The sequence below is a fragment of the Salipiger pentaromativorans genome (assembly GCF_024721115.1).
Lineage (GTDB): Bacteria > Pseudomonadota > Alphaproteobacteria > Rhodobacterales > Rhodobacteraceae > Salipiger > Salipiger pentaromativorans.
Genome location: NZ_JAMDHK010000005.1, coordinates 275,496 through 290,548, shown reverse-complemented (window position 1 = coordinate 290,548; position 15,053 = coordinate 275,496). Strand labels below are relative to the sequence as shown.

The following is a 15,053-nucleotide window of genomic DNA, read 5'->3' as shown; positions in this document are numbered from 1 at the left end:
CCCCGGCGCGCATTCGCCGGGGATGCCGGGCCGCAACTCGACCGTTGCGCGAATGAAATGTCATACGCTAACCTCCCGGTGGGAGGATTGTTCAATGAAAGACACGCACGAGGCGCCGCCTGCGGGCGCCATCCGATCCGTTGTGATCGTGGATGACCATCCGCTTTACAGCGATGCGCTGGCCGCCGCGCTGCAACTGGTGTTCCCCGATTGCCGGATGGAAAAGGCCCAGACGCTGGGGGCGGCGCTGACGCTGCTCGACGGCGGCTTCGCCCCCGATCTGGTGATGTTCGATCTGAAACTGCCGGATGTCTCGGGGATCTCGGGGTTCCAGCGGTTGCGGGCGGTGCTGCCCGATGCGCCGATTCTGGTGATCTCCTCGCTGACCTCGGTGCAGGTGGTGCGGGCGCTGATGGAGGAGGGGGCCGCCGGCTTTCTGCCCAAGGACGCCTCGGCCCAGGTGCTGCGCCAGGCGCTGGAAGAGATCGGCGCGGGGCGCAAATACGTCCATTCCGGCTATCAGAGCGTGGCCGGCGCCGGGGCAGGGGCTGCGCCGCTCGAAGCGCTCCATCCGAAGCTGGCCGAGCTGACGCCGCAGCAGCAGCGCATCATGAAGCTGATCTGCGCCGGCAAGCCCAACAAGCAGATCGCCTACGAGATGTCGCTGGCCGAGGCGACGGTCAAGGCGCATATCACGGCGCTGCTCCGCCGGCTGGGGGTCAAGAACCGGACCCAGGCGGCGGTTCTGGTCGAGGGGTCGCAGCCCGCCACCGCCATCGGCGCCGGCGAGGCCGACGCCCAGGCGTTTCTGAGCCACTGACGGATGGGCCCGGACCGGCAGCCGCCGCATTATGTGAACATCGCCGTTTCCCGTGAGACCGAGGCGCGGGCTGCGGTCGAGGAGGTGTTGCGTGCCATCGACCTGCCCGAAACCTGTTTCGTGCTGGCCTTCGTGCCCGAGGGGCTGAACCTCGACATCGTGGCGCGGGCGCTGGACGAGGGCGCGGGTGGCGTGCCCGTCTTCGGCTGCACGACCGCCGGCACGATCACGCCGCTGGGCTACGAGACCGAGGCGCTGCTGCTGCTGGCCTTCCCGCGCGAACATTTCCGCTGCGCCTCGATGCTGATCGCGCCGCTGAAACCGCTGTCGATCCAGAGCATCGCCGCCGAGGCCCGCAGCCACGCGGCGCGGTTCCAGCGCACGGCGGGCTGGAACCGGCTGGCGCTGATCCTGGCGGACGGCTTGTCGAAACAGGAGGATCTGCTGGTTGCCACGCTCGAGGCGGCGCTGGGCGAGGTGCCGGTCTTCGGCGGCTCGGCGGGGGACAACCTTGCCTTCGAGGAAACCTTCGTGTTGCAGAACGGGCGGTTCCACAGCAATGCGGCGCTGCTTCTGATGCTGGAGACCGATCTGGAGTTTCGCGGGCTGGGGTTCGATCACTTCCTGCCCACCGAACAGCAGATGGTCGTCACCGACGCCATCCCCGAGGAGCGGCTGGTGCTGGAGATCAACGGCGCCCCTGCCGCGCTGGAATACGCCCGTATTGTCGGCTGCCCGGTCGAACATCTCTCGCCCGAGATCTTTGCCGAGAACCCGATGCTGGTGCGGCAGAACATGAATTACCATGTGCGCGCAATCCATGACGCGCCCGGCGCGCATGCGCTGTCCTTCCTTGGCGCCATCGACGACGGGCTGATCCTGACGTTGGGCCGGGGCAAGGAGATCCTGGAAACGCTCGAGGCCGAGCTGGATGTGAAGGGTCCGAGAGACGCGGCGCCGGATTTCGTGCTGGGCTTCGATTGCGTGCTGCGCAAGTTGGAGATCGAGCAGAAACAGCTCTCGGCCCCGGTGAGCGAGATCTTTCGCGAACGCCGGGTGTTCGGCTTCAACACCTATGGCGAGCAGCATTGCGGCGTGCATGTGAACCAGACCTTCGTGGGCGTCGCCTTTTTCGAACCGGGGAGGCGCGATTTCGCATGATCGACCCCGACGAGCCGCTCGACATTCAGGTCGCGCGCCAGGCCAGGATCATCGACGCGCTGATGCGCCGCGCCAACCGGCAGCACGAGGTGGGCAGCTCGGCCTATGGTGCGTTCCAGTCGGCCATCGCGCTTCAGGCGCAGGTCTGGGCCAAGACCCGCGATCTGGAGCGCACCACCGACGCGCTGCGCCACGCCCGCGACGACAGCGAGCGGATGCGCAAGAACCTCGCCGATGCGCTTTCGGCGATGGATGGCGGGGTGGCGTTGTTCACCGCGGGGCGGCTCGAAGTCTGCAACGACATCTTCCAGATGCTGCTGCCGGATATTTCCGGGCGCTTGCGGCCCGGCCTGCCGGTCGATGACTGTTTTGCCGCCATGGCCGAAAGCCGCCATCTGGTCACCGTCGAGGGCAGTTTCGACACCGCGCTGGCCCATGCGCGGCGTGGCCGTGTCGGGGCCTCGGTGGTGTCGCTGGTGATCGAGCTGGCGGGGGACCGCTGGTATCAGATCAACCTGCAACGCACGAGCGCCGAGAACATGGTGCTGCTGCTGACCGAGATCACCCTCATCGTGCGGCGCAACCGGTCGGAAAAGGAAACGCTGATCGACCGGCAGGCGGATTACCTGCAGGCGGTCTTCGAGAACATGACCTCTGGCGTCTGCACCTTTTCGCCCTCGGGCGCGGTGATGATGTACAACCAGCAGTTCCGGCAATTGCTGGGCCTGCCCTACACGATGCTTCAGAAGGGCACCGATTTGCAGCGGCTTCTGGATTTCGTCGCCCAGCACGCGCTGATCGCCGAAGCGGTGGATTTCGAGATCGGCTATTGGCTGGACCGGCTGGAGCGGCAGGGCCGGCTGCGCAAACGGGTGCGCCATGCCACCGGGCGGATGCTCGACCTGCACGCGCACCGGTTGCCCGATGGCGGCGTGCTGCTCGAGCTCAAGGACGTGACGCTGGAAACCCGCGCCACCGAGATGCTGGAGAACCGTGTTGCCGAGCGTACCGCCGAGCTGACCCGCGCAAACCAGCGGCTCACCGAGCAATACGAGGAAAAGGCGCGGGTGGAAGAGGAGCTGCGGCTGGCCAAGGAACGGGCCGAGGCGGCGGTGTCTTCCAAGACGCGGTTCCTGGCCGCCGCGAGCCACGATCTGCTGCAACCGATCAACGCCGCGAAGCTGTTGATCGCCACGCTGATGGATTCCGTCGCCGAGACCCGCTTTGCCCCGACGGTGGAGCGGCTGGAGGGCTCGTTTTCCTCCATCGAGCAGCTTTTGCATTCGCTGCTCGATATTTCGCGGCTGGAAAGCGCCGATCAGGCGCTGACCGCCACCGAGGTCTGCCTCGGCACGTTGATGCGCAGCGTCTGGGAGGACCAGATGCCGCTGGCACAGCGCAAGGGCGTGCGGCTCGACATGGTGCCCTGCATGGTCTTCGTGCGCTCGGACCCGGTCTATCTGCTGCGCTCGATCCAGAATCTCGTGGTGAACGCGATCCAGTATACGGAACCGGGTGGCCGGGTTCTGGCCGGCTGCCGGCGGCAGGGCGACCGGGTGGCGTTTCAGGTCTGGGATACCGGGATCGGCATTTCCCGCAAGGATCAGAAACGGATTTTCGAAGAGTTCGCCCGCGCCGACAATGTGCCGTTGGGCTCGGGCGTCGGGCTGGGGCTTTCGGTGGTCGACCGGACCTGCCGGCATCTCGGGCACAAGGTGCGGGTGCGGTCGAAGCCGGGCGTCGGCTCGGTGTTTTCCATCGAGATGGAAGCGGTTTCGGGGCGGCCGGCCGATGCGCAGGAAGGGTGCAGCCAGACCCCCAGCGCCGAGTACGACATGGATTACATCGTGCTGGTCATCGAGAACGATCCCGATGTGCTTTACGCCTTCACCAGCAAGCTCGAGCAATGGGGCGCAAGCGTGCTGGCGGCGCGCTCCGCCGGCGAGGCGCTGGACCATCTGCGGGATATCGGGATCGCGCCGGACATCGTCCTGGCCGATTATCAGCTCGACGATGGCGAGACGGGCGACCGGGCGATCCAGGCGGTGCGCGACATGACGGGGGTGCATGTTCCGGCGATCATGATCACCGCCGACCGCAGCAACGCGCTGCTGAAGAAGGGCGCGGAGGAGGGGTTCTCGGTGCTGACCAAACCGGTGCAACTGTCGCGGTTGCGCCCGCTCATCGAATGGAAGATCCGCTGGCAGGCGCCGGAGGAGGCGACGTTCTGACCAGAGCGTTCCGGGGGCCTTGCCACGCGGCGGCACGACTCTCGGCGCGCACAGGACAGGTTGAGGATGGTTGCGAAACGTTTCCGCCAAGCGCATGTTCCCCTTGTCAAAATCGGGCATTCTGCCATGTTGCGGGCATGAAAAATCTCCTTCTCCCGATGGTCGCTCTGATGATTGCGTTGCTCCTTGAAACGGAAGGGGTCTCGGCACAGTCCGCGGTACAGTCGCCGCCGCCTCAGATGGCCGAGGCTGGGCGCTGGCAGGTGGCGGTCGAGGGGCAGGCGACGAGAGGGCTCCGAGGAGCGTATCTTTGTCAGTCGGACCGGTTTGTGGGGCAATACTGCTTTTTTGCGGGCTGTCAGGCCGCGGCGCCGCTCGGGCTTTACGTAGTCACGCCGTCGCTGGCCATCAGCGGTCTGCGTGCCGCGACGCTTGTCGTCGATGGACGGCGGATCGGGCCGCTCGATTTCACTCAGGTCGAGGGGAGCGAAGATGTCTTTGCGGCGCGGCTGAGCGGGGCGAACGCGTCAAGATATCTTCAGGCGATGCGGTCGGGCAGCCGGTTTGCGTTCGATTTTCAGGAGGGGAGCGATGCCTACAGCTATGCTGGAGAGCTGAAGGGCTCGTCCCGGGCGATTGCGCAGGCGATGGAGATCTGCCCGGCTGTCGGTGCGCTTTTTGACGTCGACGGCGTTGTCGATACGGTGCTGGAGGATGCCTGTCAGGGCCGGGGCGGCAGTATGGACGGCGCCGGCGTGATACAGGCGGATCTCGATCGGGATGGCGTGGCGGATGTGATCGTCGATGAATCCTTTGTCACCTGCGAGGGCCCGGAACTGTGGATGCGGCGCCCGTTGAGCTGCGGGGCGCAGGTCTGCGAGTTCCACATCTACATGCATCGCAACGGTGCCCTAGTGCATACGCTCACAGGTCAGAACTCTTTGGGCGGGATCGTGGAGGGTGCGCTCCCGGGGGTTCGCGTCGTCAGCCATGGCGGCCGAACCGATGTCATCCGATGGACCGGCTCCGGCTTTGCGCCGGATTGAGCGTTGTGCCCAGCCAAGATCGTGAAACGGGTAGCGACCGCGGGGTCCGCCGCTCCTGAAGCGGGTGAGGCGGGCACCACCGCCCGGCCGCGGCCGGGCACAGACAAAAGTCGGCAATGACAGGCGGGTCAGGGGGATTAGGCTGGCGTCAGGGAGGATTCGAACCATGCGCAAGACACTGGCCCTCGTGGCGGCGGTGGCCTGGCTCGCGCTGCCGGTGACGGCGGCGACCGGCGAGGCGGCCCAGACCTATGACCTGCTTTTCCGGCAGGGAACGCTGGACGAGGTGAACCGCGATGCGGCGCTGCATTACACCCGCGCCGTGACCAACCGCGCGAACCCCGAGACCGCCGAGCGCGACACCGGCGAGATCGTGCTGTCCTTCGCCGAGGGCGAGGCGGTTCTCGCCAATCTGCAATTTCTTCAGGACGGCAAGCACCGCAATCTCGGCAGCTTTCCCGCCAGCGTCGGTAACCCGATGATCATGTATTTCTATGAAAGCGTGATCCGCGACATGGCAGAGTCCTCGGGCGGATCGCCCTTCTACATCCGCAACCGCGTCAAGGAGGCGCTGGTGCGCCCGGCCGAGATCGAAGAGGGCGAGGTCGTCTTCGATGGCCGGACGGTCATGACCCGGACGGTCACGCTGCGCCCGTTCGCCGACGATCCGAACCGGGCGCGGATGAAGGGCTTTGGCGATCTGGAGCTGCGGGTGGTGATGTCCGACGCGGTGCCGGGCTGGTATCTGGCGCTTGTCGCCGAGGCGCCGGACGCGCAGGGCAGCGCCGGCGGCTACCGGTCGGAGCTGCGGTTCGACGCGGTTGCCGGGCAATGACCCGCGCGGCGCTGGCACTGCTGACGCTCTGCCTCCCGCTGCCGGGCTGGGCGCAGAGCGTGGCCGAGCGGCTGAACGACTACCCCACCGAGGCGCGGGCGGATTACGTCTTTGCCTGCATGGCCTCGAACGGGCAGACCCGGCAGGCGCTGCGGCAATGCGCCTGCTCGATCGACGAGATCGCGGCGATCCTGCCCTATGCGGCCTATGTCGATGCCGAGACGGTGCTGTCCATGCGGCTGACCGGCGGCGAACGCATGGCGGTGTTCAACAGCGCCGCCGCCGCCAATCATCTGGTCGCCGATCTGCGCCGCGCGCAGGCCGAGGCCGAGGTCGTCTGCTTCTTCTGACCCACCTTCCCGGCTCGTGCCCTCTGCCGCTCAGCGCAACCGTGTCGCCACCGGGATTGCCGCGAGCACCGCAATGGTCGCCGCCAGCAGAGGTGTCGTCAGGTCTCCGACGGCGACCAGCAGCCCGCCGGCCAGCCCCGCCGTCCCGATCCCGACGTTGAAAGCCGCGATGTTCAGGCCGGCGCCCGCCGTTTCCGAGCCGCTTTCCCGGGCGATGCCGATGGCCGCATTCTGTAGCAGCGGTGGAAGCGAGAAGGCCATCGCGCCCCACACGAAGAGCACGGCGAAGGCCAGCGGCCCCTGCGCCGCGATCATCAGCATGCCGGCAAGCGAGACACCAAGCACGGCCAGCACGGCCAGCATGGTGGCGCGTATCCCGAAGCGGTCGCCCGCCCATCCGGCCAGCAGATTCCCGGCAAAGGCCCCGATGCCGAAGACCGACAGCGAAAGCCCCAGCCTCGCCGCGCTGGCGCCGCCGACCTCCTCCAGCGTGGCGGGGAGGAAGGCATAGGCGACCATCGAGCCGCCGAAACCGAGGATCGTCATGCCGTAGATCAGCCGCAGGCGTGCCTCGCGCAGCAGGCCGGCCATCGCCGACAGATGCAGGATGCGCAGCGATCCAAGCTCGGGCAGGGTGCGGACCAGCGCCAGAGCGCAGCCAAGCGCGGCAATGCCGATCACCAGAAACGGCCCGCGCCAGTTGTCCATGGTCGCCAGTACCGAACTCAGCGGCACCCCCGCGATCATCGCCAGCGTCGGGCCGACATAGACCAGCGCCACCGCGCGCGTCGACAGGTGGCTGGCGACGATGCTTGACGCGGCGGCGGTCGACAGCCCGTAGATCGCGCCTTGCGACAGGCCCGACAGCGTGCGCAGCCCGAGCAGCGTGGCGAAATTCGGCACGATGGAAATGCCGAGATTGGCGACAGCGAACAGCGCGGTCGCCGCCAGGATTGCCCGCCGGGGCGAGTGCCCCGTGGCGATCAGGTTGACGCCGATGGCACCGGCGATCATCGCCAGCGCATAGGCGGTGATCAGCAGGCCGCTGACCGGCAGCGGCACGCCGAATTCGGCCGAGACAGAGGGGATGATCCCCACAATGCCGAACTCGGCGGTGCCCGTGCAGAAGGTCAGCAGGGCCAGAACGTAAAGGACGATGGGCATGTCTGTGATCCGGGGGCGCCTCAGCGCGCGGCCCAGACGAGGCCACGGATCAGCAGCGTCCGCATCTCGGGCACGTCGAATTCCTCGGGCACATGGCCGAGCGCCGAGAAGAACACCCGCCCCTTGCCGAAGCGCTTCTTCCAGACCACGGGCATCACCGCACCGTCGAGCCAGTCATAGACCGACCCGTCATAGGTGGTGGTGGCCAGTACCTCGACCGAGGGGTCCACATGCAGGAAATACTGTTCCGAACGGTAGTCGAAATCCGAAAGCCCCTGCATCACCGGATCGTCGGGCCGGGTGATGTTGACGCGGTAATCGGTCACGCCGCCCGGCTCCGCCGCGTAGGAGCCGCCGACGATAAAGCGGAAGCGGTCGGAATTGCGGAACGCGTCGGCCATGCCGCCATGGAACCCGCCCAGACCCGTGCCCGCCTCGACCGCCGCCCAGAGGCGCTTGGCGGTGGGCACGCTCATCTCGCCGATGGTCCAGTTCGGCACGATCAGATCGTAGGATCCGAGGTCGAGATCGTCATAGGCCGACAGCGTGTCGCTGAGCGTGACGGAGAAGCCCTGCTGCTCGAGCTCGCCCGCGACGATGGCGGCGGCGTCATGAGGGCGGTGCGGCTCGTAACCGCCGGACACGATAAGGCAGGACTTCATGCGAATCTCCGTCAACATTTGTTGTTTCATGGCGAACAAATGTCAGATGCCAGCCGAGGTCAAGCCTTTCAGATCCTGCTCTGGGCACGGATCTCTTCGGTGATCTCTGCCGAGACGGACTCTATTGCTTTGACAATGTTGTGGAATTTCTCACTGTCGGAGCCAACGAGTGCCGAGATCGTGGAAATGCCGATGGAGGCGAAGGGCAGCCCGTTCTCGTCGAAAACCGGGCGGGCGACGCAGTAGAGCCCGCCATATGATTCTCCGGCATCGACGGCATAGCCGCGCTCGCGGGTCATGTTCAGATCCATGCGCAGATCGGTTTCATTTTCGATCGTGCGGGGCGTATGTTTGGTAAACTCAATTTTTTCAATAAGTTGATCCTGAAGCTCCACCGGAAGATGCGCCAGGATCGCCTTGGCCGCCGCAGAGCTGTGCAACGGCTCGATGCCGCCGATGGTGTGTTGAATCGCAACGATGGAGTTCGAAGTCGCGAAATCCGCCAGCAGCACCCGGTCGTTGAGCAGAAGCCCCAGATGCGCCGTTTGCTGCGTCATCGCGGCCAGCCGCTCCAGATGCCCGTGGAATGTGTCGATGATGCGGGTCTTGTTCCGCAGTTGCGACGCCCAGTAATAGAGCCGCCCGCCGGGCTCATATTCCTTGGTGTCCGCATCCTTCCTGATAAATCCCATATTTTCAAGTGTTTGAAGGAAGCGAAAGGCCGAAGCCTTGTCCATCTCCAGCGCCTTGATGATATGCGCGAGCTTGACCGGGGCGGGCGCGGCGATGATCTCGTCCAGGATGGTGAGGCCCTTGGCGAGACTCTGGATATGTCCAGATTTGCCACGTTCGGACGATGTGGTCTCTTTCATGCGCTCGGCCCTCGTATCCAGGAAACATTTGTTGAGTATATGTGCAGATGTCAGCACAGATACGCGGTTGGGCGCCGAATTTCCACCATCCAGCTTATATTTCGGAACGTTTTTTGCGTTATTCTAAGCGCGCAGGCCGGAAATATGCCGCAGACGGCCCCCGACCGGCGAAGTTCGAACCCTGTTCTGGCTGGGGAATCATGTGCCTCTCCTGCAAGATATGGATGCGTTCACGTGTAAGGTATTGAAACTCAAAGGTTAGCTTTGGATTGACATCAACAGGCGATGCATACATAAAAAAGAAACAAACGTTGATATATACGAACCAACAGGGAAAACCAAAAATGAAGAAAACAACCATCGCCACCAGCCTGCCGCTGCTGGTCTCGCTTGGCGCCGGGGCGCTGCATGCCGAAGGTGTGGTGAACGTGCTGTCGCCCGGCGGCTCGGTCTACGAGGGTGGCAACGCCGTTCTCTGGGGGCCCGCGGGCGAGAAACTCGGCATCGAGGTGCGCAGCGAAACCGCCGACGAGGGGCTGCCGGCGGTGCGTCTGCAGGTCGGCTCGGGCTCGGTCTACAGCGACATCGTTTTCCTCGCCGATTACGAAGGCACGCTCGGCGGCATGGAGGGCATCCTGGAGCCCATCGACTATTCCATCGTGGACAAGTCTCAGTTCATGCCCGGCACCGCGACCGACTATTGCGTCGGCGTCTACGGCTACGCCACCGTCATGGCCTGGAACACCGAAACCTATGCCGCGAAGGCGCCCTCGAGCTGGGCGGATTTCTGGGACACCGAGGCGTTCCCCGGCCGCCGCGCGCTGCGCGGCAACCCCGAAACCCAGATCGAGGTGGCGCTGCTGGCCGATGGCGTCGCGCCGGAAGAGCTCTATGACGTGATGTCCACCGAAGAGGGGCTCGACCGCGCGCTGGCCAAGATTTTCGCGCTGAAGGACGACATTTCCGTCTGGTGGTCGTCGGGCGCCCAGCATGCCCAGCTCATGCGCGACGGCGAGGTCGACATGTCCACCGGCTGGAACGGCCGGTTCCAGAGCGCCATGGACGATGGCGGCCCGGTCGATTTCACCTTCAATCAGGGCATTCTGGCCACCGACTGCCTCGGCGTGCCCAAAGGCGCCCCGAACAAGGATCTGGCGATGAAGCTGATCGCCGAGATGGCCAATCCCGAAAGCCAGGCGAAGCTGACCGAATACATCAGCTACGGCCCGGTGATCCCCGCCGCCTTCGACACCGGCCTCATTCCCGACGATGTCGCCAAGCGGCTGCCCACCCATCCCGATTACCTGAACGACCTGATCGTGCAGAACATCGGCTGGTGGGTCGAGAACAACGACCACGTGCGCGAGCTCTACGAAAACATGATGACCGAATAAGTCGACATGAAGATGGATACCCCTTCGATCCACCCCCACCCCGGCCTCGCCGGGGTGGGCAAGAGCGTGGAAATCACCGCGCTTCGCAAAACCTATGGCAAACATGTCGTCCTCGACGATGTGAGCCTGACCCTCCAGCGCGGAGAGTTCCTGGCCATTCTCGGCGCCTCGGGCTCGGGCAAGAGCACGCTTCTGATGGCGCTGGCGGGGTTCGTCGAGGCGGACAGCGGTTCGATCCGGCTGGACGGGCGCGACATCACCCACCTGCCCGCGAACAAGCGCGGCTTTGGCGTGATGTTCCAGAACTATGCGCTGTTCCCGCATATGACCGTGCTGGAGAACATCCTCTATCCGCTGAAACTGCGCCGCGTGCCCAGACCCGAGGCGGTGGAGCGTGCGATGGCTGCGCTGGCGACGGTCAAGCTCGACCATCTCGCCGCCCGCCGCATCGACGCGCTGTCGGGCGGGCAGCGTCAGCGGGTCGCGCTGGCGCGGGCCATCGTCTACGAGCCGGAAATCCTGCTGATGGACGAACCGCTCTCGGCGCTCGACAAATCGCTGCGCGAGGAAATGCAGATCGAGATCCGCGAGCTTCATGAAAAGCTGGGGATCACGACGCTTTACGTCACCCACGACCAGCGCGAGGCGCTGACCATCGCCGACCGCGTGGCGGTGATGCGCGACGGACGCTTCGAACAGATCGCCCCGCCGGAAGAGATCTACCGCCGCCCCAGCTCGGCCTTTGTGGCGGAGTTCCTTGGCGAAGCGATCCTCTTCGACCCCGAGGAACAGGCGCAGATCCTGTCCGGCCTGCCCGCCGAACACGACAGCGACGGCCCGCTGCTGATGATGCGCTCGGAGGACATGCAGCTTGTGCCCTGGGTCGAGGATGCCGCGCCGGTGACGCTGACCGCCGAGCTGCGCGACATCGTCTTTCAGGGCGACAGCTGGCTGGTAAAGCTGCGGCTCGGCACCGGGCGCGAGATCGCCATCCGGGCGCAGCGCGTCTCCTCCAGCCGGATCGAGACGCTGGCGCCGGGGCAAAGCTGCACCGTCTACCTGCGCCGCGACGCGCTGCATTATGTCGGACGGTCCTGAGATGGTGAGTCTTCCCGCGCCCGACAGCCGCGCGCCGCTCGCGCTGCACCGGCTCACCGGCTTTGTCCTCGGGCGGATCGGCGTGATGCCCGCGCTGCTGACCGTGGGGGTCTTTGTGCTGCTGCCCTGCCTCTGGCTGGTCTGGCTGTCGGTGCTCGACCGCAGCGGCGCGCTCAGCGGCGAGAACTATGCGCGGCTGATCGAACAGGCGAGCTATCGGCGGATCTTTCTGATCACCTTCCGGGTGTCCTTCGAGACGGTGCTGTGCTGCCTCGTGCTGGGCATTCCCTTTGCGAGCTATGTCGCGAAACTGCCGCCGCGCGCCTTCGGGCTGGTGATGGCAGCGGTGCTCTTCCCGCTCTGGACCTCGCTTCTGGTGCGCGCCTACGCCTGGCTGGTGATCCTTCAGCGCAACGGGCTGCTCAACACCTGGCTTCAGGACTGGGGGCTGATCGACGCACCCCTGCCGCTGGCCTTCAACGAATTCGCGACGGTGCTGGGGATGACCCATATCATGCTGCCGATCTTCCTGTTGCCGACCATCAGCGCCATGCGCTCGGTCGATGGCAACCTGCTGAAAGCCTCGGAAAGCATGGGCGCCTCGGGGCTGCGCACCTATCTGTCGGTATTCCTGCCGCTGTCGCTCTCGGGCATCCTCGCGGGCACGATCCTGGTCTTCGTGATGTCGCTGGGCTTTTACGTCACACCGGCCATTCTGGGCGGCGGCAACGTGCAGGTGATCTCGATGCGGATCGCGCGCAGCCTCTCCACCTATTCCAATTTCGGCGCCTCCTCGGCCATCGGCGTGGTGCTGCTGATCTGCGTCTTCGCCGTGCTGGGGCTGAGCCTGCTGCTGCGCCGACGCCTGTCAGGCGGAAAGGAGACAAAATGACCCGCTCCGGTCTCGTTCCCCGGCTGCTGCGCGGCCTGCCTGCGCTTTATGCCGTGCTGCTGCTGGTCTTCCTTGTGGCGCCGTCTTTCCTTGTCGTACCGATGTCCTTCTCGGGCAACGACTTCCTCGAATTCCCGCCCAGCTCCTGGTCGCTGCGCTGGTATCGCGAGTTCTGGAGCTCGCCGACCTGGCGCTCGGCCGCCGTCACCTCCGGGCTGGTCGGGCTGCTGACCGTGGCGCTGTCGCTGCCGCTGGGCACGCTGGCCGCAAGCGCCATGCGCCGGATGACGGCGCGCTGGCGGGCACTGGCCGGCGGGGTGCTGATGCTGCCTGCGGTGGTGCCCTCGATCCTTGTCGCCATCGGCCTTTTCTTTGTGCTGAGCAGCGTGAAGATGGTCGGCAGCCTGACCGGGCTTGTGCTGGGCCACACGGCGCTGGCGCTGCCCATCGTCTTCGTGGTGATGAGCGCGGGCTTTGCCGAGTTCGACGACCAGCTCGAACGCGCCGCCGAAAGCCTCGGCGCCACCCGCTGGCGCATCTGGATCGACGTGATCCTGCCGAACCTGCGCGGCTCTCTGGTGGCCGCCGGGCTGCTGGCCTTCGTCACCTCGCTCGACGAGGTCGTGGTCGCCATGTTCGTCTCGGGCGGGCAGAACGCCACGCTCCCGAAAGTCATGTTCGCGGCGCTGCGCGACAAGATCGACCCCACCGTCGCCGCCATCTCGTCGCAACTGCTGCTCTTCGCGGTGATCGCCATGCTCGCGATGCTGCTGAGCAGACGCAAAAAATCCTGAAAGGCCCCTCGATGACCACGACCATCCCCGACGCGCCGTTTCTGGACGGGGGCCCATACGATTACATCGTCGTCGGCGCGGGCTCGGCGGGCTGCGCCGTCGCCGCTCGCCTGGCCGAAGATCGCCGCCGCTCCGTGCTGCTGATCGAGGCGGGGCCGCGCGACCGCTCGCCCTGGGTGCATCTGCCCATGGGCTATGCCAAGCTCTTCGCCAACCCGCGCCTCAACTGGATGTATGAGGGCGAACCCGAGCCCGAGATGAACGGGCGGCGCATGTATCAGCCGCGCGGCAAGGTTCTGGGCGGGTCCAGCTCGATCAACGGCATGATGTTCCTGCGCGGCAATCATCTCGATTTCGACGACTGGGCCGCCCTCGGCTGCAGCGGCTGGTCGTTCCGCGAGGTGCTGCCCTATTTCCGCCGCTCCGAGGATCATTTCCTGGGCGAGAGCGAATGGCACGGCAGCGGCGGCCCTGTGAAGATCTCCGACAGCACGCGCGGCGGGCGGCTGCCCGAGGCGGTGCTCTCGGCCTGCTATGCCGCCGATCTGCCGCGCAACGACGATTTCAACGGCGCCGCGCAGGACGGGTTCGGCTATTACCAGTTCAACACCGCGCGCGGCCGGCGCTGGAGCTCGGCCCGCGCCTATCTGAAATCCGCGCCGCCCAATCTGCGCATCCTGACCGATTGCACGGTCGAGCGGCTGCTCTTCGAGGGCCGGACCTGCCGGGGCGTGGCGCTGCGCCGCACGGGCGACGACACGCCGTTGCATGCGCGGGCGGCAGGCGAGGTGATCGTCAGCGCGGGCACCATCGCGGCGCCGCAGCTTTTGATGGTGTCGGGCATCGGCCCCGCCGCCGGGCTGATGGCGCAGGGCATCGCACCCGTCGTGGATCGGGCGGAGGTGGGGCGGAACCTGCAGGATCACACTTCGCTTCAGGTGATGTTCCGCTGCACCGAGCCGGTCACTGTCAACGATCTGGCCAACAGTGTCTGGCGGCGGGGGCTGGCGGGGCTGCGCTACGGGCTGACCCGCAAGGGGGTGCTATCGGAGACCGGGATCTATGTCGGCGGGTTCACCCGCACCGATCCGGCGCTCGACCGGCCCGATCTGCAAATCACCCTGTCGAACTGGAGCGTCGCCGAACGCACCAGCACGGGCGCGCGGCAACACCCATTCTCGGGCTTTACCATCAGCCCCGAGCATCTGGCGCCAGACGCGCGCGGCGACATCACCCTGTCGGGTCCTGACATGCGCGCGGCGCCGCGCATCCGCTTCAACTTTCTGCAGACGGACTACGACCGCAACGCGCTGATCCAGGGGGTCCGGCTGATCCGCAGGATCGCCGCGCAGCCGGTGCTGTCGGTGCTGATCGCCGAGGAGCTGCGGCCCGGCCCGAGCGTACAGGACGAGGCGGCGCTGCTATCTTTCGTGCGCGAGGCGGCGGGCTCCGACATCCACGGGGTCGGCACCTGCCGGATGGGCGGGGACGAAGACTCCGTGGTGGACCCGCAACTGCGGGTGCGCGGGGTCAGCGGGCTGCGGGTCGCGGATGCCTCGATCATGCCGCGCGTGGTGCGCGGCAATACCCACGCCTCGACAGTGATGATCGGCGAGAAGGCGGCGGATCTGGTGAAGGGTGTGGTGCAGGGGTGAAAGGGCGGTGGGCAGATTGCCCACCCTACGAGTGAGCACGGGCTTAGCCGCGCAAGCGCCGGACCTTGGGCTGGCGCTC

The 15,053-nt window shown here is 66.0% G+C and carries 14 protein-coding genes; 11 read left to right on the top strand and 3 right to left on the bottom strand.

From position 1 onward, the window contains the following. Positions 1 to 94: 94 nt before the first annotated feature. The 6 genes from M4578_RS11230 (at position 95) to M4578_RS11205 (ending at position 6,443) form a co-directional block, all read left to right on the top strand. A complete protein-coding gene (locus tag M4578_RS11230; protein WP_258093509.1) occupies positions 95 to 820 on the top strand; it encodes a LuxR C-terminal-related transcriptional regulator in 726 nt (241 codons plus the stop codon). Between the two features lie 3 nt (positions 821 to 823). After that, positions 824 to 1,981, top strand: coding sequence for an FIST N-terminal domain-containing protein (locus M4578_RS11225; protein ID WP_258093508.1), 1,158 nt, complete (start codon positions 824 to 826; stop codon positions 1,979 to 1,981). After that, positions 1,978 to 4,212 (top strand): ATP-binding response regulator, encoded by a 2,235-nt coding sequence (locus M4578_RS11220; RefSeq protein WP_258093507.1) that lies wholly within the window; start codon positions 1,978 to 1,980, stop codon positions 4,210 to 4,212. Before M4578_RS11225 ends, M4578_RS11220 begins: the two co-directional genes overlap by 4 nt. A 137-nt stretch (positions 4,213 to 4,349) precedes the next feature. Further along, the gene (locus M4578_RS11215; RefSeq protein WP_258093506.1) at positions 4,350 to 5,258 is read left to right on the top strand and encodes a hypothetical protein; all 909 of its coding nucleotides are present in this window, start codon (positions 4,350 to 4,352) and stop codon (positions 5,256 to 5,258) included. A gap of 166 nt (positions 5,259 to 5,424) precedes the next feature. Further along, complete coding sequence (locus M4578_RS11210) at positions 5,425 to 6,093, top strand: hypothetical protein (protein ID WP_258093505.1); 669 nt, start codon at positions 5,425 to 5,427, stop codon at positions 6,091 to 6,093. Continuing rightward, positions 6,090 to 6,443 carry a hypothetical protein gene (locus tag M4578_RS11205; RefSeq protein ID WP_258093504.1) on the top strand — a complete coding sequence of 118 codons (354 nt, stop codon included), beginning with the start codon at positions 6,090 to 6,092 and terminating at the stop codon, positions 6,441 to 6,443. Before M4578_RS11210 ends, M4578_RS11205 begins: the two co-directional genes overlap by 4 nt. Before the next feature lie 30 nt (positions 6,444 to 6,473). Here the strand turns inward: M4578_RS11205 and M4578_RS11200 are convergent, their stop codons facing one another. The 3 genes from M4578_RS11200 to M4578_RS11190 form a co-directional block, all read right to left on the bottom strand. After that, positions 6,474 to 7,607, bottom strand: coding sequence for an MFS transporter (locus M4578_RS11200; protein WP_258093503.1), 1,134 nt, complete (start codon positions 7,605 to 7,607; stop codon positions 6,474 to 6,476). 20 nt (positions 7,608 to 7,627) lie between these two features. After that, positions 7,628 to 8,269, bottom strand: coding sequence for a ThuA domain-containing protein (locus tag M4578_RS11195; protein ID WP_258093502.1), 642 nt, complete (start codon positions 8,267 to 8,269; stop codon positions 7,628 to 7,630). A 68-nt stretch (positions 8,270 to 8,337) separates the two neighbouring features. Beyond that, positions 8,338 to 9,198, bottom strand: a complete 861-nt coding sequence (locus tag M4578_RS11190; protein WP_258093501.1) for an IclR family transcriptional regulator — start codon at positions 9,196 to 9,198, stop codon at positions 8,338 to 8,340. Positions 9,199 to 9,485: 287 nt separating this feature from the next. Between M4578_RS11190 and M4578_RS11185 the strand changes: the two genes are divergently transcribed. Genes M4578_RS11185 through M4578_RS11165 form a run of 5 tightly spaced genes read left to right on the top strand, consistent with a single transcriptional unit; the run spans position 9,486 to position 14,974 of the window. Further along, positions 9,486 to 10,535: an ABC transporter substrate-binding protein gene (locus M4578_RS11185; RefSeq protein ID WP_258093500.1), complete on the top strand. Its 1,050-nt coding sequence runs from the start codon at positions 9,486 to 9,488 to the stop codon at positions 10,533 to 10,535. A gap of 6 nt (positions 10,536 to 10,541) precedes the next feature. Next, positions 10,542 to 11,633 carry an ABC transporter ATP-binding protein gene (locus M4578_RS11180; RefSeq protein ID WP_258093499.1) on the top strand — a complete coding sequence of 364 codons (1,092 nt, stop codon included), beginning with the start codon at positions 10,542 to 10,544 and terminating at the stop codon, positions 11,631 to 11,633. Position 11,634: 1 nt separating this feature from the next. After that, positions 11,635 to 12,525, top strand: a complete 891-nt coding sequence (locus tag M4578_RS11175; protein ID WP_258093498.1) for an ABC transporter permease — start codon at positions 11,635 to 11,637, stop codon at positions 12,523 to 12,525. After that, positions 12,522 to 13,319, top strand: a complete 798-nt coding sequence (locus M4578_RS11170) for an ABC transporter permease (RefSeq protein WP_258093497.1) — start codon at positions 12,522 to 12,524, stop codon at positions 13,317 to 13,319. The genes M4578_RS11175 and M4578_RS11170 overlap by 4 nt, the downstream gene beginning before the upstream one ends. Before the next feature lie 11 nt (positions 13,320 to 13,330). Next, complete coding sequence (locus M4578_RS11165) at positions 13,331 to 14,974, top strand: GMC family oxidoreductase (protein WP_258093496.1); 1,644 nt, start codon at positions 13,331 to 13,333, stop codon at positions 14,972 to 14,974. Positions 14,975 to 15,053: the final 79 nt, after the last annotated feature.